Genomic DNA, 20,204 nt, shown 5'->3' on the forward strand with positions numbered 1-20,204 from the left:
CGTGATTCAAATCAAAATTATTTTTAAACTAAATATCCATTAAGCCATGTTCCATCAACAGCTCTTCCAAACGATCCTGGTGCATTGGAGTCGGAACCACAAACATCTGATTGCCATCAACCGCGGCGGCCAGATTACGGTATTCCTGAGCCTGAACGGCGGTATCATCAAATTCGAGAACAGTTTTTTTGTTGATTTCGGCGCGCTGAACCATGTTGTCCCGCGGTACAAAGTAGATCATCTGGCTGCCCAGTTCTTTGGCAAAGGCTTCAACTAGTTCTTTTTCACCATCAACATTACGGCTGTTGCAGATGATGCCGCCTAAACGAACGCCGCCGCTTGATGCGTATTTCTGAACCCCTTTGGCAATGTTGTTGGCAGCATATAAGGCCATCATTTCGCCCGATGCGACAATGTAGATTTCCTGAGCCTTGCCTTCACGGATTGGCATTGCAAAACCGCCACAAACAACGTCACCGAGGACATCATAAAAAACATAGTCCAGATCTTCGGTGTAGGCACCGAGTTGCTCTAACATCCCGATGGAAGTAATAATTCCTCGACCGGCACATCCGACCCCCGGTTCTGGTCCACCGGATTCGACACATTGGATGCCCCGAAAGCCAGGCTTTAAGATCGCATCCAGTTCAATTTCTTCACCTTCTTCACGAAGGGTATCCAATACCGTTTTTTGTGCCATCCCACCAAGTAGCAACCGGGTTGAATCGGCCTTGGGATCACATCCGACGACCATGATGTTTTTGTCCATGAGTCCTAGTCCGGCGGTGAGGTTTTGTGTTGTGGTAGATTTACCAATACCACCTTTACCATAAATCGCGATTTGTCTCATTATCTTTCCTCCTGAGTGTGAAAATTTTAAGATCCAATGCAAGTTTTTTTGCAAAAAGAAAAGAAGCCTTTTCCCTTCACAACAGTGTAAAAGGTCAGACTTCCTTGTCTAAGAAACTTATTGTTTTTGCATAAACGAAAAGATCTTAATTGGCAGCCTCTTATAGCAGCCAATTAAGACCTCTTTGTCTAAATTGGGTGGATCGGTTAGAACAAAAAAGGTCTCAGCCCTTACCCAATTGTAAGGAGCCAAGACCACATTGTCTTTGTCAAATCCGTATTGCATTGTTTTCTATGGGCTTATTATCCACGGATTCGCGGGATAAGTCAAGCTGCTTTGCTTGTAAACCCTTTTCAAAGTGAAATGGGTTTAAGAATTGGAAGGTCTAGCGGCAGCTTTTTATCAGTCAGAAACTGCGATTGTACTGGTATTGGCGGACATGTTTTTCAGCTGATAGATGGGCTGAAATCATTTTCACAGTGACACAATGTTTTTGGCTTGGCTTGGGTTTTTCTCTCTTAAGAAAAACTTAAGTGATGCTTTAAAAACGATGGCTGATTGGCCGGGGATCAGCCGCAGCTGGAGCAGGAAGAACAGTCGCCACAAGACTTTTTCATCGGATCATGGACTAGAATCGTCCGGACAGTGGCCGTTTTTAAATCGACCGTCACGATATCATCCTGGATAATCTCGATCTTGCCATCGGTAAAGACAATCGTCATCGGTTCGGGAACCAATACGTCCGGGTCTAGCGTGCCTGGTTTCATCAGCGGCTGAATGAATTTCTTGCCTTCCGGTTCAGTGATCAGCAGACCGTTATTACCGGTGATCAGAGAACGGATCATCCCGGCAGCGGAATAGTTGACCGAGTTTTGGTCGCAATTGATGCCGTGAGCCAGGCTGTCATAGGCAATCACAATCCCAATGGGGGTGACAATCGGTTCCGGTAGCGCCGGTTCAAAGCTTTTCAGTTTACCATTTTCGTATAGAGAGAAGCCGTAGCGTACCTTGACCAGTCCGTCCGGGCTATTGATTTCGATGGTTTCCTGGGGCCACATGGTCAGACTTTTCAGGGCGCCACTTTCATAAAAACAAAGGCTTACCACCTTGGCTGAAAAGGCACCCACCGCCAGATCAAAGTCAATTGCTTTAGCCAGGGTATATTCATCAGCCTCGGTCCAGTAGCCGTTGATGCGGCCGTTTAGTGGAAACAAACGGTGGATCCGGCCGTTTTCATAAAAGCTGATCCGTTCGGCAGACAGGCTCCCCAGCGAGGTGATCACCGCGGTAGCGTTTTCCAGATCGATGCTTTTGATCTGGCCGCTTTTAAAAAACTCCAGCGCTAATCCTTCCCGATTTCGTAGGTTTGCGGAGCCGTAGTTGGGAACCAGAATGCCGACAGGGGTATTGATGGTGTTGGGTTCGTCAAAGGCACAGCCTTTTAACGAACCATCGGTATAGGTTTCTAGAGAGGTAATCCCGGTGAGGGAGCCATAGTTTTGCGTTTGGCAGATTGACATGACGCACTCCTTTTATTCACACACCACATGGGTGATGACCACATGCTTAGTGGAATCATTTTTATTTTCGATATGGTATTGTAATTGCATTTCTGGTAATTGCTGTTCAAACCATGGTGGGATATGGTCGCAGACCACTTCTAGGCTGTAAAAGGGAGTTTCTTTTAAAAACGGCAGCAGCGCCATTTTCGAACTCAGTTCCGGGTGTTTTTTTTGCACCTGGCTTAAATCAAAGCGGTAATAACCGGGGACATCGGTTTCTTCGGGAGTCTTGGCCAGCAGACGGGCATAGGCTCGAGCCTCTTCGTCTTGATTGATTAAATCGGCTCTAATGGCATTTAGCAAGTCCAGATCAAAAGCATCGGATTCGCAGATAATAAAACCCGAACGGTCAAAAATCTGATAGGGAATTCCGGAGATGGATTTAGTAATGATGATCCGGCATTCATTAAAGGCGCTAAGCATCTGACTAATATTTTCGCGAATGGCGTCCAGCCCCCCGGAAAGATCAGGACTCAAGGGAACCTTATCCGATTTGTGCCATCCGGCTTCTTCTTTGGTGTAGAAGACAAAATTGGTCATGTCATCAAACCGCGAAAGTTGGTCATTGTCATCACAAAAAACAGCCATTAAATTTAGTTTTTCTTTCATTTGTTCACCTCATCGAATTGAATCAGTACGGAATGTTGATAAAAAACAGAATTGCTTAAAATTAGTTGTAGTATAGCATAGAAATAAAAAAGTGGTGCGGAATTAACACTAAATCGGTAATAAAACGATTGCAGAAATTTTACAGTTTGGGGATACAGGCCCTTGCTCTTGTCAAAGGCGGTCAAATTTGATAAAAAAAAAAACCCTGAAAAATCAGGGGGATGCCTTATTTGAAAGCGATAAAGCTATTGCGGGTCATCATCACTAAATTGGTTTTCCAGTTTTTGCTGGCGTTTTTTTACCAGGGTGCCACTGACAAACAGGGCGACGAAGATCAGGGCAAAGAGCAGGCCAAAGATAAGGGCAGTCAGCGAGGCGAGCGCCAGCAGATTGTCTTTTAAATAAGGGTGGTTCAGGTACATTGTAATGGCGTAAATGATGGCAAAGGCACCAGCACCGACCAGGCTGTAAATCAGGTAGTTTTTAGTGGTCGGTTTGCTGTAAAAATCCCATTGTCCCTTTTTATAACAGCCCACCATAACCCCGCCGCAGCTGATCATAAAGATCGACCATTCAAAACCCCACTGACTAAAGGGAGCATTGAGAAACATCGACTGCACAATGATGCTGCCCAGCAGCAGCCAGAAAACAATCCAAAAACAGACATGCTCTATCTTATACAGCTCCAGTTCCTGGCGCTCATCAACTACTTTTTTAATTTTTTTCATTGTCGTTTTCCTCCCAAAATAAATCGTTTAACGTTTTTCCCAGCGCTTTACAGATGGCAACGCACAATTGTAAAGAAGGGTTGAATTTTCCGGCTTCAATCATGCCAACAGTCTGGCGGGTAACGCCGACCCGCTTGGCCAGTTCTTCCTGAGAAATATCGTGCTCGACCCGAGCCACCTTTAATTTTATATTTTTCATCAGCTTACCTCACATTGCATATAGTATAATATATAGTATTAAATGTCAAGTATATATTGCATAAAGACCAATATAATAATTATGCTGCGTTTGTCTGCTGATTAAGTAAAGGATTTTTCAAAGCCGAAATTAAGCCTGCCGAACAAAGATTAAGGGTTCTAAGCGTTTCTTTCTTTTGTCGGGGGGGATTATCGTTGTGTACGGCAATTGCTAAAAGTAAGGCTAAAACAAAAATGACAATTGCTGGCTGCCGTTTTCCAGTTTGTAGCGGGCGACGATGTCTTCCATTTTGTAGAGCAGGCCCTGGCGCTGGCATTCCCGGGTGAAGGTGGTCCAGAGGATCTTGGCCTGGGGGCTGGCGCAACTATAGGCGTTGCCGAAGCTACGCAGATATTCTTTTTTGATGCCGGGAAAATGGGCTTCCAGTTGGTCATAGAAATAAAGGCGTTGAGAGTCCCGGAGGGTAACCCCGAAGGCGGGATAAATAAACCGGGCGCCATGTTCGGCCGCAGCGGTTACAATGGCCGTGATGTTTGCCGGGGTGTCATTGATAAAGGGGAGAATCGGCATCAGCAGAACCCCGGCAAAGATGCTGCAGTCAGCCAGCTCTTTGATCGCGGCAAAGCGCGCTGAACTGGCGGCTACCCGGGGTTCGATGATTTTTGCCAGCGGATCTTCGGCACAGGTAATGGTGATTTTGACCAGTACCGGCGACCGCTTCTGAATCGCGGCAAGCAGCTCTTTATCCCGGGTCACTAGGGGGCTTTTGGTGGCGAGGGCAACCCCGTAACCATGCTTTTTAAACAGTTCCAGCGCCTGGCGGGTGAGCTGATATTTCTTCTCCAGGGGATTATAGGGATCACTCATGGCACCGGTTCCGACCACTCCCTTTAAGTTTTTGCGGCGCAGATTATCCTCAAGAATGATCAGGGCGTTTTCTTTGGCGCGAACCTGATCAAAGTCTTCAATCCCGTAGCAGTCGCTGCGGCTGTCGCAATAAATGCAGCCATGGGAACAGCCCCGGTAGATATTCATATTGTAGTCAGTACCGAACCAGACATTATTTTTTGTCCGGGTCAGCATATTTTTAGCAGGGATGGTTTTCATAAGGCCCCTTTCTTTAGCAAGCCCTCAGCGGACAATCAGACCCATTAACTTGGCCAGCTCGGCGGCCTGATAGGTGGAGACAAGGGCACCGCTTAAGGCGTCGATAGAGACAATCAGGCCGTCGAGCTGGCAGCTGGTCAAGTCCAGCCCTTTGAGAGGGGTTTTGAAAAAACTGGTTTGGCTGAAATTGACATCATCCAGTTTGATCTGGGTGAGTTTGCACTCGCTGATCGTGGCTTCGCTGAAATCGCTTTGGGAGATTGCCAGTGCTTTAAGTTTGGACTTGCTGAAACTGGCATATTGGAAACTGCAGTCAGTGGTCAGGACATTCTCCAGCTGGGCCTGATGAAAATCAGCCCCCACCAGCTTGCTGGCAAAAAACTCACAGCGATTGAAGTAGCCCTCGGAAAAGTTGCTATTGGATAGGCTGCAGGATTGAAAGCGCAGATCCCGGCAGTCGACTTTTTCAAAGTCACAGTCAGAAAAATCACAGTTCTCAAATAGTGATTCCCGGAATGAAAGATGAGAAAAATCCGCTTCATTGAATGTCAAATCTTTAAAATGCCGGCCTTCGATATCCAGTTCTTCTTCCCGGGCCCAGGCCAGCAGGGCGGCGAGATCAGCGACCGGCTCAAGGTGAGCAGACAAATCAGGAGTTGTTATTTTAATCGGCTTTAGTTTATTTTTATTCATCGATTGCGATCCTTTCCAAGCATTGTTTTGTTTTTTTTTTTTTTGTATCTTTCCATTAAGTTGACAGATTTACTCTAGTGCTAAGTTAAGCCCAGCGACGTCGGCCCGGAGAGGCAAAAGCGCCGGGTCATATATTTGACAAGAAGGGCTTGTTAATATTTAAAAATTTTTTTACATTATATCATATAAGTCAGTTGAGGTTAATCAAGAATCTTCCAGCCGCAACTGAGGGCAATTTATATTAGCTAAGTCATTTTAATTTTACCCTATGTTGAGTTACAAAATCAGTGTTTTAACCGCAAAAATAGATATCATGCAAAAAAATAAAAAAAACACGGCATATGGCTTTAATCATCTGTATTGCATCAAGGGATGCCAACATACAGAGGAAAATCTGCAAAATAACTTGCGCATTCCAGCGACAATTAATTCATTAATCAGCGCCAGAATGGCTGACAATCGGCAATTATGGGAAAAACAAAACAATAGTTACACTTGGCATAAAAATTGCTTGAAATTTAATTCATAGTTCTTTAAACCAAGGAGGTAATCATGAATAAGAATTGGATGACCAAAGTAGCTGTTGTTTTGACCTGTATGGGGACAGTTTTTCTGTCCGGATGTACTGCCTATTTAGACAGAAATCCTACCGATGAAAAACAGATCGCGCTCAACCAGGCGACGCCGGGATTAGAAGTTATTAATGACCAGGCGGCCTTTCCCGAAGGACCGGCCTGGGTCGATGATAAGCTCTATTATGTGGAGTATGCTGGCAATACTGTGATGACCTGGGACGGCGAAAATAATACGGTTTTCTGGCAACAGGATGGCACCGGTCCGTCAGCCGTGATGCCAGTGGCCAATGGTGAATTCTTAGTGACCGGCTATGATTCAAACACCATTATCCGAATATCGGCTGAGGGAAAAACAATTCAAACCTACGACAAAGACAAGAACGGAAATGCTTTTGTGGGTCCCAATGATTTTTCTAAGGATAGCAAAGGCGGGGTTTACTTTACCACCTCTGGTCCCTGGGAATCGGGTCCGATTGTTGGCAAAGTCTACTACATGGGCAGTGACGGGACGATTACCGAGGTCGCCAATGATCTGCACTATGCCAACGGAGTGGCAGTATCGCCAGACGGTAAAACCTTGTATGTTTCCGAATCGGAAGCTCACCGGGTGATTCAGTTTGATATTGGCGAGGGGAGCTTATTCAATCGACAGGTATTTGCGGTGATTAACACCCTCGATCCGGATTCCGGAGAACTGGCCTACCCGGATGGCTTAAAGGTTGATTCTAAGGGTAACCTGTATATCGGCCAATACAGTATGGGACGGATTTTAGTGGTTGGACCGGATAAAGCCTTACTAAGAACCATTGATGTGCCCTCACCAGCGGCACCAAACTTAAATTTCAGTCCAGACGAAGCCATCGCCTATGTCACGGCCATCGATGACCTTGATGGTGGGACCTATATGGGAACCGTTTATCAGGTACCCAACGAATAAATCACGCATCAATCTTTACGCTTACCATACGCAGCTGGATTTTTCCGGTTGCTCATTAAAAAAGAACCCGGTTTTCGTCAGAAGATCGGGTTCTTTTGACGGTGACACCAGGCAACCGGTGCGAGAGCGATAAATGGTCTGTAAAATTTGATTGATAGAGAAAGGCCGCGACGCAAAAAAACCTGCTGGAGCACCGGTAAAACAACCAAAACAAATTAAAACAATAAAATAGGATAAAATTTAGCGCTATTTTAGGGCTTGATTAGAAATATTCAGCCATGGGTAAAGGGGCGGTTATTTTTAGTTTAAGAAAGTGTTAAGTTACAAAGCAGCGCGCGTCAATAAAAAGCAGCAGTGATTAGTTGAAAACAAAATCGCGATTTAGTGGGATTACTGGAATCGATCAGCAATAAAAAAGAATATTTCTGATTCTGATTACTCAAAAATCATTCAAAATGGTATAAGTAGGTTTAGAACAATTCAAATTTAACGGATAAATTTAGTTAGGTACACTAATGACAAGATTTTGCCTGTCCGATAATTTAGATTTATGATAAAATATAAATACAAGTGAAAACGACAGTCAAACGATTTTATTGCACTTAAAGACAATGGCGTGACTGCCAGGAAAGAGGTAAATAAAGCCAAAGCAGCAGCATATATCAGAGCCTAACGTGAGGCATACCGTGTTAAGATTATGAAAATCACATTGAGATCACAACATCAATTTAATATATCAGCATGTATACTGAGTTAAACTGGGCCACCTGCGCCACTAAACTACCGGATGTTGCTTTAAATCACAGCCAGCCTGTGAATTTTAAAGTGCATCCGGTTTTTTTGTTGGGAAATGGGGCTGTTGCGTGCTGTCGGTTGGTGTTTGCGGGTCGGTAAAACAAAGAAACATTTAAAAAATTCAAACAAGGAGCTTATCATGAAATCAAATAAAACACTGGCTGAGGTCAAACCAATCAAAGTCGAACCAGCCACATTTTTGGCGGCTTTTCATCCGGGTCCCTATTATTTACGGACCTTTTCTGATGCGGGTAAAGGGGGCGGGCGGAATTATCAGGTCTGTGCTGCCGAGCTGGCGGGGGCCGATTTTCAGGCGGCCTTGCATTTGGTCAACCAGCGTGATCGCCAGGGGGTCTTCTTTGTCGTCAATCCCGGTGGTCACCGCGACGATGCCATTGGTGGGGTGGCGGCGCATTTTGTCGAAGCCGACGATCTGCCGCTGGCCGACCAGTACGCCAATTTCCAGACCTTCCCCCTGGAACCCTCGATTATTGTCCAAACCCGAAAATCTTTACACGGTTATTGGTTGTTGCAGCCACCGGCGACAGCAGCAACGGATCAAGCCCCAGCCCTCAGTCAATTCAGCCCGATCCAGAAAGCCCTGGCCGCTGTTTTTAAAGGCGACCCGGTGATTTGCAATCGCAGCCGGGTCATGCGGCTGCCAGGATTTTTCCATAACAAGAAAGAGCCGGTGCTGGTGACCTGTCTCAAATTCGATCCCCAGCTCCGCTACACCCAGACAGACATTTTACAGGCCATTGAGAGCGTTACCGCAGCGGTAGTGGAGTCTTCTTCCTTACCAGCTGACCCGGTCACACCGCCAAAATCCGACAATAGCCCAAGGGCTGCCAGCATTCCCGGTTTTTTTGCTTCCGCAGACGAAGTCGATCCCCGGCGGATGATCAAGTCCTGTGATTTTCTGATCCACGCCCAGGCCAGCGCAGAAACCTTGAGTGAACCGCTGTGGTATGCCATGATCACCCAACTGGCCGGTTTTGCCGGTGGCCAAGCTGTGATTCATGACTTGTCCCGTGATTATCCCGGCTATTCACCAGCTGCTACCGAGAAAAAAATCACCCAGTTTAACAGCACCGGGGCGAGTCCCATGACCTGTGAAACGCTCAGGGGCTGGGGCTATCAATGTCCCCGGCTGGGTAGCTGTCCGGCCAAGGCCCCCTGGGAGCGGGGCAAGGTGCCGCTGCCAATCTGGTATCTCAAAAAGCCCAACGGTTATCGGTTGATGCCGGGGATTCTGGCCAATGAACTGGCCAAACACAAGCATATTTTTTATGCCGGGGAAGCCTATTACCAATATTTGGGTGGGGTTTATAAGATGGTGGACGACCGTCACTGTCAGAAAATTGTCCGCAAATATCTACGCCCGGATCATGTGCAGATGGCTCAGATCAACGATGTCCTGAGCCAGTGGACGGTGGAAATCAGCCGCAGCGCCGAGGGACTGAATCGCGAGAAGCAGATCATCAATCTCAAAAACGGCCGTTACGATCGGGCCAGTCGGCAGCTTTTGCCCCATGACCCCGCCATCTTATCGACCATTCAGTTACAAGCCGGCTACGATGAAAAAGCCGTCGCCCCGATTTTTATGGCCTTTCTCTCGGACTGTCTGGATCAACAGACGCAGTTGCTGATCCAGGAGATTTTTGGTTATCTGCTGATCCCGGAAACCTGTGCCCAAAAGGCCTTTGTGTTTGTGGGCGAGGGCGGTGCCGGGAAATCGACCCTGCTGTCAGTGGCTCAGGATGTTTTGCTGGGGATCGACAACGTCTCCAATATTCCCTGGCAGAATCTGGGCGACCGCTTTAAGACGGCGGAGCTGTTCGGGCGGCTGGCCAATATCTTTGCCGATTTGCCGTCCAAATCGATTGAGGATAACGGCCTCTTTAAAAGCATCACCGGCGAGGATTTCATTACCGCCGAGCGTAAAAACAAAGATCCCTTTTCCTTTAAAGCCACTGCCCGACTGGTGTTTTCCTGCAACAGCCTGCCTAAAAATTTGGGCGATCGCTCCGAGGCCTTTTACCGGCGCTTGATCATCGTTCCCTTTTTGCCACCCAAACCCCCGGAGCAACGGGATCTCCATCTCAAGGATAAGCTGAAGGGGGAAGCGGCCGGCATCTTAAACTGGGCGCTGACGGGACTGGCCCGGTTACAAGCCAACCATTATTGTTTTAGTCCATCGGCCCAGGCGGAAGCGGCCCTAGATGCCTACCGGATTGCGGGCAGCTCGGTCTTGTCCTTTGTCGAGGAACTTTGCATCATTGACAGCCATCGCCTGATATCGGCCACCGAGCTTTATCAGGCCTATCATCATTATTGCCAGGATTCAGGACTGAGGCCGGTTAGCCAGAAACGCTTTTGGATGGAGTTAAAAGAAGCTTTTCCGGAGCTGGAAAAGGTTAAAGAATCAGTGACCCGGCGAGCCATGTACAGCGGGATTGAGCTGGAGGATTTTGAGGCAGCAGCTTAAAACAGGTTATTTACTGAAGAAACGGCGATTTATTCATGAATATGGATTAATTTACGAAAAAATAGGAAGGGGTTGTTTGTGATATTAGAGCCATTGGAAGGGGTGGAAGGGGTTTTTCCTATTATGGCGAAAATTATTTAAGAAATTCAATAATCATTAGCTGAAAAAATAAGGGCTTCAACCCCTTCCACCCCTTCCGAAATGATCCGCCCGGCTGAGAAGAGAAATTGCATTTCAGTCTGAAATAATGCGTAATACGACGGAATTCCCTGAACAACCGATACGGATGGTTACGGCGCATCCAGCGATTTGTAATCGCCCGCCCCCCGGCCAACCCATTCAACTAAACAGTTCTGCTAATGGGGCAGAGAAATAGCAAACCCCAAATAAAAGGAGGAAACCATGAAAACCTTAAAAAACGAACTGATCCGATTAGCCGGTCAGATATTTCGCAACACCCAGTATCTTAAGCAGTATGAGCACCAGCTGGCGCTCATTTACAGTTCCACCCCGGAAACCGTCAAACGTACCCGGGAGCGGATTGACGGCTTGAAAATGCAGATCGAAGCTGATAGCCGGATGGTTGAAAAACTCAATGCCCAAATGATCGCAACTATCGAAGCCCTGGACGACTGGCGGATTCAGGAAATTCTGACCCGCCGTTATGTCAATCATGAATCATTTGAAGCCATCGCCGAGGCCATGAATTATGATCTCCGCTGGATTTACCGGCTCCATCAGCAGGGGTTGGAGCTGACCAATCCCCTTGGTGATATTTTGTTAAACCTCGCCGCATAGCTATTTAAAGCCAGTATCCCGGGATGCTGATCAGTGAAATCTCTCTGGCCTTTGCCTTTTTGGCGTGCTGGCCAACTTCAAATCACCCCATGTCGAAGCCATGAGGGAAAATAAAGACCTCGTGAGATAGCTGCCGCCAATCGGGGTATACAGAGAGTAGATCCACAAACGGATGCAAGGGATACCAGCGCGTCAGCTTCGGCGGGCCGGCCTAAAGGAGGTACGCGATGTTTGATAAAATCGAAAATCAGGTAATTAAAAAGCTGATCTGCGCCGCGATCATCATGGTCGGCGGCTTCGTGCTGTTTAATCTGGCCTTTATGCTGGCGGCGTCGCTGGTGCTTGGCCTCAATCTGCTGTTGCGGCTGGGTAGTAACGCCCAACCGCCGACCATTTACGGCCTGCTGATTTTTATTGTACTGTTGCTGCTGGCGTCCTATTTTGTGTTCCGCGCCCAATGGGATGACCTGATCAAAGCGACCTTTCTGACCATGCCGCTGATGTCAGTGCTGATCGTGCTTGGCGTGGCCCTGTATCAGCAACCGCAAGCGGTCCCGATCGGGATCGGGGCGGTGATTGTGGGCGCCTTGTGCGGGACGTTTTATCTTAGGAAAATGCCCTGGCTGTATTATTTCGCCACAGCCTATGTGGCGGCCCTGGCGCTGTGGATCGTGCTGGCCGGCATCGATATTTGAAACGCTGGCTGGGGGTGCTCTTGCCCAAGTTGGTTGGAGCAGGTCATCAATGAGCTGGGGGAGGAGGATAATCATCAGGAACAGCAATTTCACCCAGATCATCGTTTAGACAAACTCACTGGTAGTAATCGAGTGGGTTGGTTTGTTTGTCCAGAAAGTGGTTAAAACTTTCCTCTTGCGCTATTAAATGATACAATAGTTCCATTCATTACGTCGCAATAATTATGACTCAATCAAGAGACCAGATAAAACTTAGTGCATGAGGTAGTGCTTGAAAATGGAAAAAAATTTCCAGAATAAAAAGCTTAACAGTAAAGACTATAAAACTATTGAGCGTACAGCAGATGTTCTTAAAATGGGAATAGCAGCTGCAGGTGTACTTGGTTCTGCCGCAGTTTTTTTAAAGAAAAGCGGTGTCGATGGCCTAATAAAACCCTTCAATTGCTGTTAAAATTATTTCAAAAGGATAGTGCTTCTTGGTCTGAACAACACATGTGCACAATAGGATGATGTTTTCCAGAGGTGCTGACTATTAATGCCAGGTGTGTGCATCATTAACTATTAGGAGGCTAATGAGATATGAGTGTCAAGAAAAATAAGAGCATAGGTGAACAGTTGACGCATTTTTACTTCAAGAAAATAAAGAAGTGGATGTTTTGTCCAGCTTGTGATGGACGGATGGTCATTACTAAAAACTCAACGCAATGGAAATGCAATAAATGTGGCTATGCGTTAGCTGCAAGTGAGTTTGAGGATGATTATGTTTTTTGGTTTTGTGACGAATGCAACACATATTTAAATAATCAAGAAGGCTACGATAGACACTTACAGCACTGGGTCTGCGAGAAGTGTGGTTTTGATAATAATCTTACGGATGACAATATAGTCGGGTTTTGCATAGATTGCGGGATATTGCTGCCTGATGTGAATAAAAGTTTATGCGAGGAGTGTAAGATAAAACGACTTGAACGAGCACAAGTAGCGCTTGAAATAACTGCGGATGCACTTAAAAATTTGGCGGATGCAATAGCTCCAAAAGAAACTACCGTCATAATAGAAAAAAGCGGTACATATTTTAACAATTTGGATGAATACGAAATCAAGGAGGAAGATGATACAGATTCATTCGAGCCGCCTCAAGATGGTAATGTTTATCCGACTTGCGGCTGTGGGGATAAGATGTCAGAATTTGACGGAGTGTTTTGGTACACTTGCCCTTCATGCGGTAATATGGTAAGAATGAACGATGATGGTAGCTTGACATGGCAAAGTGAGATATTTGGGCATTCATCTAATGCTAATGCAGGCGAATGCATTAATTGTGGATACTCGCTGCAGGGTGGTAGTTATACATTACCTTGGGAAGATGGTAATAATGAGTATGGATACGTGATTTGTCCACATTGTCGTTGTAAAAATGAAGAATATTAATTATAAAAAGGTTTTTGTTTGGTTGATTCCAGCTAAATAATCTTAGGGTGAGTTTCTTAATGCTAAAAAAAATTAATATCAAAAAATGCGATGGAAGCGAAGTTTTCCTCAATCAGCACAATCCTGAAGCCAAAAACACCCTGCTTGATTTCTGGATGTGGGCCCATTCAGATTTGATTGGAAATGCCCAACGGGGAATTCTGGCGGAATACATCGTTGGCATGGCCCTGGAGGCCAACTGCAAAACAAGAACCGAATGGGATAGCTATGATATCCTAACTGCTGAGGGCATTAAATTAGAGGTGAAATCTTCGGCTTACATACAGACTTGCGGCCAAAAAGAATATTCAAAAATTTCGTTTGGAATACAGCCGACATTTGCCTGGGATAATGTAAGCAACACCTATGAAACGATAAAAAGACGACAGGCTGATTTTTACGTTTTCTGTATTCACAAACATAAAGATCAGGAAACCATAAATCCCCTCGATTTGCTACAATGGGACTTTTATGTGTTAGCGACAAAAGTCTTAAACGAAAAAATGCCCAACCAGAAGACCATTACCTTAAGTCGATTAAAAGCGCTGGGGGCTGATTATTGTGAATATGGGGATTTGAAAGCGTATATAAATTTTAATGCAAGAGCGCTTGAATAATTTTATTGACGGCCACCGATCCTTAACATTTGTATTCTGCATATAACTCAGGAAGAACTGGCCTTGCGGGTGGGAACCCAAAAATCAAGCATTTCCCGATTTGAAAGTGGGATCGATAATCCAACCCTCGATTTTCTGGTAAAGGTGGCCAAAAGTATGGGGAAAGAATTGCACATTAAAATTAAGCAAAGCGATCCAGAATAAACGGCTCGTACGGCGCACAAAAACCCTGTTCGTGGCATAATCGCGAACAGGGTTTTGTGTGCTCAGGTAGTGTGGACGTAATCCATCGCCACGCCGCCGGTATAAAGTTTTTCCGGGGCGATGTCGACCTCGCCATCACACCATACCGGTACGCCATAATCGATGTAGACACCATCAAAAACCGTTTTATCCTGGAGGGGAAGAAACGCCGGTTCATGCAATAATGGCTTAAAATCAAAGATTTTGATTTCATCGGTACTAAAGCGCACCCATAAGCGGTAGTCATCAAGGGGTCTGATCGCTCTAATTTTTAAGATCGGTTCCGGTTCCCCAGCATAGGCAATGTCGTTAATGATGTACATGGTACACCTCCTATTTTAATGGTTCAATCTTTTCAAACGGAATATTTCGGATGGCCTTATTCCAGGTATCATATAATTCGTCCTCATGGATTACTGCCCAGGCCTGTACTAATTTTAATTGTTTTACCGGGAGATTCCCGGCTAACAAATCACCGTCGATTCCAACTGAGGCTTCAAATTCGTTATAATAAACATGAAAATGTGGTTTGTGATGCTGGGAATTATCACTGTATAGCATCCGGATAACAATATTATAAAATCGGCATAACTCTGGCATTTAGCACCTCCTGTATGTTATCTTGATTATAACGCATATTTTACAGTTACTCAATCAAAATTGAAGCTGCTCATCAAAGTTCAGAAAGCCCGAAAAAATCTTGCTCCCGAAAAATAAGGCACAGACGGGGGAGAACAAAGGCGAAAGGCCCTCGCGACAGGCACAAAAACCCCCATCCTTTTGCAATTCGCCCGTTAAAGCGTTATAATAAAACCAGTTTAGATGTGAGAGGATAACAACATGACAGAGATACAAAAAAGAGAGGCGGCCCGGGCCTTTGTGGCCGACTGGCAGGATCAAGGCTATGAAAAAGGACACAGTCAGCCCTTCTGGCTGGCGCTATTGCGGGACGTCTATGGGGTGGCTAAACCCGAGCAGCAGATCCGCTTTGAGGATCAGGTGATGCTGGATCATACCAGCTTTATCGACGGTTATATCTCCGAAACCCATGTCTTAATTGAACAGAAAGGGAAAGACCGCGATCTCCGCAAGGCCATCCGCCAGTCCGACGGCAGCTATCTGACACCCTTCCAGCAGGCCAAGCGCTACTCCGCCAATCTGCCTTATTCGCTGCGGCCGCGCTGGATTGTCACCTGCAATTTTAAGGAGTTTCTCGTCTACGACATGGAAAACCCCAATGGCGAGCCCGAGGAAATCCTCCTGGCCAACCTGCCTGAGCAGACCTACCGGCTGGAATTTCTGGTCGATGCCCAGAATCAGGACGTCATCCGGGAAATGGAAATCTCCATCAAGGCCGGCGAAATCGTCGGCAAGCTCTATGATGCCCTGCTTGCCCAGTATCGTGACCCGACCAATCCCGACTCCTTAAAAAGCCTGAACATGCTCTGCGTCCGGCTGGTCTTTTGTCTCTATGCCGAAGACGCCGGGATTTTTGGCAAACACGGCATTTTTAAGGATTATCTCAAGCGCCACCCCAACCCCGCCGATGTCCGAAAATCTCTGATTGAGCTCTTTGCGGTGCTCAATCAAACCACCGCCGAGCGGGATCAGTATATGGAACCGGCGCTGGCAGCCTTTCCCTATGTTAATGGCGGTCTTTTTGAAGCCGCCCAGATCGAAATTCCCGGCTTTTCCCCGGAAATTGTCAATCTCCTGATTCACGATGCCTCTGAGGATTTTGACTGGCAGGCAATCAGCCCGACCATTTTCGGGGCCGTCTTTGAAAGCACCCTAAACCCCGCAACCCGCCGTAGTGGCGGGATGCACTACACCTCGATTGAAAACATCCACAAGGTCATCGACCCCTTGTTTCTTGATAATTTGCAGGAAGAATTTGACCGGCTCAAAAGTGACCCCGTCGAGAAGACCCGAAACCGCAATCTCTCGGCCTTTCAGGACAAACTGGCGGGGCTCTCCTTTCTCGATCCCGCTTGTGGCTCGGGGAATTTTTTAACCGAATCCTACCTGGCCCTGAGGCGCCTGGAAAACGAGCTGTTAAAGGTACTGCTGGGCGAGCAGATCCGCTTTGGCAGCGATCTGGATACGCCGATTAAGGTCTCGATCCACCAGTTTTACGGCATCGAGATCAATGATTTTGCCGTCGCTGTCGGCAAGACCGCCCTGTGGATTGCCGAAGCCCAGATGATGCGAAGAACCGAGGACATCATTCACAGCCACCTCGATTTTCTGCCCCTGAAGTCCTACGCCAATATTATCGAGGGCAACGCCCTGCGGCTGGATTGGGAAGGGGTGGTGCCCAAAGCGGAACTGGATTTTGTGATGGGTAACCCGCCCTTTGTCGGCTATTCGCTGCAATCCAAAGAACAGAAAAATGATCTGCTGGCGGTGTATGTCGATGAAACCGGCAAGCCTTATAAAAGCGCCGGCAAAATTGATTTTGTCGCTGGCTGGTATTTCAAGGCCGCCCAGCTGATGGCCGGCACCGGCATCCGCACGGCCTTTGTGTCCACCAATTCGATTACCCAGGGGGAACAGGTGGCCGGGGTTTTTAAACCGCTGTATGAGCGCTTTGGGATTGACCTCGATTTTGCCTACCGCACCTTTAAGTGGGCCAGCGAAGCCAGTGATCAGGCCGCCGTCCACTGCGTTATCATCGGTTTCAGCCAGGGCCAGAACCTCGGCGAAAAACGGATTTATAGCGGCGAAGCGATCAGCACTAAGGTGGCGCTGATTAATCCCTATCTGGTGGAAGCGCCGGTGGTGATAATTGAAAGCCGAAGAACACCGATTTGTAATGTGCCTAAAATGAGTAGTGGTGGTAAACCAGTGGAGGGGGGGAACCTGATTTTCACTCGAGCCGAGAAGGATGAATTGATTAAAAAAGAACCGCTTTCTGAAAAATATTTCCGTGAATTTGTTAGCTCTGATGACTATATCAGTGGACAAAGCAGATGGTGCCTCTGGTTAATTGATGCACCACCAAATGAATTAAAAAAGATGCCAAGTGTTTTAAAACGAATAAATGCGGTTAGAGAATTCCGCTTAAATAGTCAAAAGAAAGCAACTCGTGATTATGCAACTTATCCCGCTCAATTTATGGAAATAAAACAACCGGCTGAAGATTATTTGATAATACCGGCGACATCTTCTGAAAATAGACGATATATACCAATGGGTTTTTTGAAAAAAGAAGTTATTGCAAGCAATGCGGCATCTTTTATTCCCGACGCCACACTTTACCATTTCGGCATCCTGACCTCCAATGTCCATATGGCCTGGATGCGCACCATCGCCGGACGCTTAAAAAGTGATTACCGCTACTCCATCAACATTGTCTATAACAACTTCCCCTGGCCCAGCCCCACCGCCGCTCAGCAGGCCTTGATCGAAAAAACCGCTCAGGCGATCCTGTCCGCTCGGGCCCTTTACCCCGATTGCAGCCTGGCCGACCTCTACGACGAGATCACCATGCCCAAGGAGCTGCGCCGGGCTCACCAGGCCAACGACAAGGCCGTCCTGGCCGCCTACGGCTTCGCCAGCAATATTCTCGAATCCCAGTGCGTCGCCGAACTGATGCGGCGCTATCAGGATCTTTGCGGGGAGTAGGCGGGGCTGAACCGCAAGCCCCATATTAAACGGTTAAAAAAAAGACCACCCATTTGACAGGTGGTCAGACGCGCTTTTATTCATTGGCATTTTTATCTTCAAGATTTTTGTTAATTGCTGCGACGATTTTTTGTACAGTTGTAATAGCTTGAACCACATAAGCTTTATCGATTTCTCGTCGACACGCATCGTGGTGACTGCGATCCGATTGATGGGCAATTGCATTGCGGCGGTTATAGAGCTCATCCAATGCTTTTTTTAATTGATCAACTGTTTTTTCCGCGCTGCCGTGATGAAAGAAAGCGTCATCAGCGACGGATTTGGGGTCGATTCCGATCAGATTCAATTGGTCTTTAATCGCAGTAAAGCTCATAAATGATACGGTTGCATAGGTTTGATTGATACTTTCTAAAAACCATGACGGATCTTCGGGATTTCGAATCGCCTCGATGACTACAGCGAGGTTAATGCGAAAGTTCTCAAATTTTTGTGTTGACATCCATTCACCATTAAGAATTTTAGGCATCCCGTATTTTGTGATTTCATGGATGTAAAAATCTAGAGCACTTTCAAGAAATAATATTTGTGATCGCCAGATATCTTTTGCGGCTTCACTATGATTTTCGGCCCACAATTGATCAGCTACGGTGAAATGATGGGTGATATTTTCAATGTTTTCTTCAAAATGCAACATGATTTCATCTAATTCAAATGAGACAATGTGAATCGTTCGTCTTTCCCGGGATTCTTCAGGGCGTGGCGTTAAGTTGAGATTACGCGATTCAGGCATAACGCTACCTCAAATTGATAAGTTGTGAAAACTCATCTCTCAAGCATGGAATGGCACCATATTTTCCACTGATGTAACCTTTTTGAATGTTTTCGTCTTTTCGAACATTTTTTAACTCGGCCAGAGAATATAAATCGGTTGAGCGGTCTTTTGCAGTTAGCTCTGTAAACCAAATTTGATCTCTTCGGAAACGTTTCAGATCCAAAAGGTTAATGTCATGGGTTGAAAAAATCAGTTGTGAATGTGAATTGGATTGTTTTTTCTGAAAATAAGTAAGTAAATCCGTAATAATACAGGGATGAAAACTCGTTTCAAATTCGTCCCAAATCAGGGTCTTGTCATTTTTGATAATATCGATTAATGGGCAGAGAATCTCAAAAAGCTTTCTGATACCACTGGATTCTTCCTGTAAATCAAGGGTAAAGCGATCATAAAGCAGCTTAACGTCAATGATGTTTGCATCCTGAGAGGTGATCAGGTCTTTTAAAAGATCGGGAATCTCAGTAGGTAAGTCTTCGGCATTAAATCTTTTCTGTTCGATTTTCGTCCGGACATCAACTAAACCAGTACCGATCGATTGCATAAAGTCAATAAAATCATGTTTGATTGATGGATCTTTACTCAAAGTATCCACAGAATAATCCAACCAGTTATTGTGTTCGACAGGGTAAACAACGAGGTCTTCCTTAAAAAACATAAAAGCCGTCTCATATTCTTTTATTTTACTATAGTTAGCAGCACAGGATAAAAACAACTTATTTGGCTTTAAAATTCCTTTTGCAATTTCGCTGTCTTTGATATAAAGGTCGCCGATACTTATCTCGTCACCTTTACGGTCGAAAATCAGAGCCTGCCTTCCTTTGGGAAAATGGTACAGGTATTCCTCAATAACGTGGGTTTTAGTCACGGAAAGGCCATAAGCAAAACGCACATTGTTTTTAATAAACTGGACGTTAAGAATAGTTGGTTCGTCAAGTGATAATTTATGGGGCGTTGCTGGAATTCTATCACCAAGCTGATAATTCAGACTACTGACAACGAGAAATTGAAGATAGCCAATGGCTCTAATGATACTGGTTTTCCCGGAACCATTACCACCATAAATCGAAGCGATTCTGGAAATTCGATATTTATCCGTGTGGATCAGCTCATTTTCATAAGTAGAATCATTGGTTGCGATCATGGATAGGGTAATTGGATTTTTAATCGATCTGAAGTTGCTGCATGAAAATTCCAATAACATAAGGATACCTCGTTTGAAAATATATTTGGGGCGTTTGTAAAACGCCAAACTTCGCATGACTGAGAATCCTTTTAATAAAATAAATTCTTATCCAGCATACGATAAATAGAAGTATCATAATTATACAACAAAATAAAGAATTAATCCTTTAAATTTGAGAAATATATACGAATATGCT

At 45.8% G+C, this 20,204-nt stretch carries 20 protein-coding genes; 9 read left to right on the forward strand and 11 right to left on the reverse strand.

Features of this window, described 5'->3' with window-relative positions:
• Nucleotides 1–28 precede the first annotated feature (28 nt).
• The 7 genes from nifH to QZ998_RS05055 all read right to left on the reverse strand — a co-directional run bounded on the left by nifH (nucleotide 29) and on the right by QZ998_RS05055 (nucleotide 5,748).
• The gene (gene nifH / locus QZ998_RS05025) at nucleotides 29–850 is read right to left on the reverse strand and encodes a nitrogenase iron protein (RefSeq protein ID WP_296558558.1); all 822 of its coding nucleotides are present in this window, start codon (nucleotides 848–850) and stop codon (nucleotides 29–31) included.
• A gap of 569 nt (nucleotides 851–1,419) precedes the next feature.
• Complete coding sequence (locus QZ998_RS05030) at nucleotides 1,420–2,370, reverse strand: hypothetical protein (protein WP_296558560.1); 951 nt, start codon at nucleotides 2,368–2,370, stop codon at nucleotides 1,420–1,422.
• A 12-nt stretch (nucleotides 2,371–2,382) separates the two neighbouring features.
• Nucleotides 2,383–3,021 carry a Fe-only nitrogenase accessory AnfO family protein gene (locus tag QZ998_RS05035; RefSeq protein ID WP_296558562.1) on the reverse strand — a complete coding sequence of 213 codons (639 nt, stop codon included), beginning with the start codon at nucleotides 3,019–3,021 and terminating at the stop codon, nucleotides 2,383–2,385.
• Nucleotides 3,022–3,266: 245 nt separating this feature from the next.
• Nucleotides 3,267–3,749, reverse strand: a complete 483-nt coding sequence (locus tag QZ998_RS05040; protein WP_296558564.1) for a DUF6773 family protein — start codon at nucleotides 3,747–3,749, stop codon at nucleotides 3,267–3,269.
• Nucleotides 3,736–3,948 (reverse strand): helix-turn-helix transcriptional regulator, encoded by a 213-nt coding sequence (locus tag QZ998_RS05045; RefSeq protein ID WP_296558565.1) that lies wholly within the window; start codon nucleotides 3,946–3,948, stop codon nucleotides 3,736–3,738. Before QZ998_RS05045 ends, QZ998_RS05040 begins: the two co-directional genes overlap by 14 nt.
• A gap of 222 nt (nucleotides 3,949–4,170) precedes the next feature.
• The gene (locus QZ998_RS05050; RefSeq protein ID WP_296558567.1) at nucleotides 4,171–5,055 is read right to left on the reverse strand and encodes a radical SAM protein; all 885 of its coding nucleotides are present in this window, start codon (nucleotides 5,053–5,055) and stop codon (nucleotides 4,171–4,173) included.
• Between the two features lie 24 nt (nucleotides 5,056–5,079).
• On the reverse strand, nucleotides 5,080–5,748 hold the full coding sequence (locus QZ998_RS05055) for a pentapeptide repeat-containing protein (protein ID WP_296558569.1): 669 nt from the start codon (nucleotides 5,746–5,748) through the stop codon (nucleotides 5,080–5,082).
• A gap of 552 nt (nucleotides 5,749–6,300) precedes the next feature.
• Between QZ998_RS05055 and QZ998_RS05060 the strand changes: the two genes are divergently transcribed.
• The 8 genes from QZ998_RS05060 (at nucleotide 6,301) to QZ998_RS05095 (ending at nucleotide 14,327) form a co-directional block, all read left to right on the forward strand.
• On the forward strand, nucleotides 6,301–7,260 hold the full coding sequence (locus QZ998_RS05060) for an SMP-30/gluconolactonase/LRE family protein (RefSeq protein ID WP_296558571.1): 960 nt from the start codon (nucleotides 6,301–6,303) through the stop codon (nucleotides 7,258–7,260).
• 934 nt (nucleotides 7,261–8,194) lie between these two features.
• Entirely contained in the window at nucleotides 8,195–10,543 is a 2,349-nt protein-coding gene (locus QZ998_RS05065; RefSeq protein ID WP_296558573.1) for a phage/plasmid primase, P4 family, read from the forward strand.
• Nucleotides 10,544–10,945: 402 nt separating this feature from the next.
• Complete coding sequence (locus QZ998_RS05070; RefSeq protein ID WP_296558575.1) at nucleotides 10,946–11,341, forward strand: hypothetical protein; 396 nt, start codon at nucleotides 10,946–10,948, stop codon at nucleotides 11,339–11,341.
• Nucleotides 11,342–11,568: 227 nt separating this feature from the next.
• A complete protein-coding gene (locus QZ998_RS05075; protein ID WP_296558576.1) occupies nucleotides 11,569–12,036 on the forward strand; it encodes a hypothetical protein in 468 nt (155 codons plus the stop codon).
• A gap of 271 nt (nucleotides 12,037–12,307) precedes the next feature.
• Complete coding sequence (locus tag QZ998_RS05080) at nucleotides 12,308–12,487, forward strand: hypothetical protein (RefSeq protein ID WP_296558577.1); 180 nt, start codon at nucleotides 12,308–12,310, stop codon at nucleotides 12,485–12,487.
• Between the two features lie 128 nt (nucleotides 12,488–12,615).
• Nucleotides 12,616–13,467: a hypothetical protein gene (locus tag QZ998_RS05085; protein ID WP_296558578.1), complete on the forward strand. Its 852-nt coding sequence runs from the start codon at nucleotides 12,616–12,618 to the stop codon at nucleotides 13,465–13,467.
• Nucleotides 13,468–13,526: 59 nt separating this feature from the next.
• Nucleotides 13,527–14,123, forward strand: a complete 597-nt coding sequence (locus QZ998_RS05090) for a hypothetical protein (RefSeq protein ID WP_296558579.1) — start codon at nucleotides 13,527–13,529, stop codon at nucleotides 14,121–14,123.
• Between the two features lie 42 nt (nucleotides 14,124–14,165).
• Nucleotides 14,166–14,327, forward strand: a complete 162-nt coding sequence (locus QZ998_RS05095) for a helix-turn-helix transcriptional regulator (protein WP_366512398.1) — start codon at nucleotides 14,166–14,168, stop codon at nucleotides 14,325–14,327.
• 62 nt (nucleotides 14,328–14,389) lie between these two features.
• Here the strand turns inward: QZ998_RS05095 and QZ998_RS05100 are convergent, their stop codons facing one another.
• Together QZ998_RS05100 and QZ998_RS05105 are read right to left on the reverse strand one after the other, a co-directional pair.
• Nucleotides 14,390–14,689 (reverse strand): DUF2442 domain-containing protein, encoded by a 300-nt coding sequence (locus QZ998_RS05100; protein ID WP_296558581.1) that lies wholly within the window; start codon nucleotides 14,687–14,689, stop codon nucleotides 14,390–14,392.
• Between the two features lie 10 nt (nucleotides 14,690–14,699).
• Entirely contained in the window at nucleotides 14,700–14,966 is a 267-nt protein-coding gene (locus QZ998_RS05105; protein ID WP_296558582.1) for a DUF4160 domain-containing protein, read from the reverse strand.
• Between the two features lie 240 nt (nucleotides 14,967–15,206).
• On the opposite strand from QZ998_RS05105, the gene QZ998_RS05110 reads away from it, so the two are divergent.
• A complete protein-coding gene (locus QZ998_RS05110) occupies nucleotides 15,207–17,993 on the forward strand; it encodes a DNA methyltransferase (protein WP_296558583.1) in 2,787 nt (928 codons plus the stop codon).
• A 76-nt stretch (nucleotides 17,994–18,069) separates the two neighbouring features.
• On the opposite strand, the gene QZ998_RS05115 is transcribed toward QZ998_RS05110, so the two are convergent.
• On the reverse strand, nucleotides 18,070–18,783 hold the full coding sequence (locus QZ998_RS05115; protein ID WP_296558584.1) for a HEPN domain-containing protein: 714 nt from the start codon (nucleotides 18,781–18,783) through the stop codon (nucleotides 18,070–18,072).
• A 4-nt stretch (nucleotides 18,784–18,787) separates the two neighbouring features.
• Nucleotides 18,788–20,026 carry an ATP-binding protein gene (locus QZ998_RS05120; RefSeq protein ID WP_296558586.1) on the reverse strand — a complete coding sequence of 413 codons (1,239 nt, stop codon included), beginning with the start codon at nucleotides 20,024–20,026 and terminating at the stop codon, nucleotides 18,788–18,790.
• Between the last annotated feature and the right edge of the window lie 178 nt (nucleotides 20,027–20,204).

This window comes from uncultured Acetobacterium sp. (assembly GCF_927416815.1).
Classification (GTDB): domain Bacteria; phylum Bacillota; class Clostridia; order Eubacteriales; family Eubacteriaceae; genus Acetobacterium.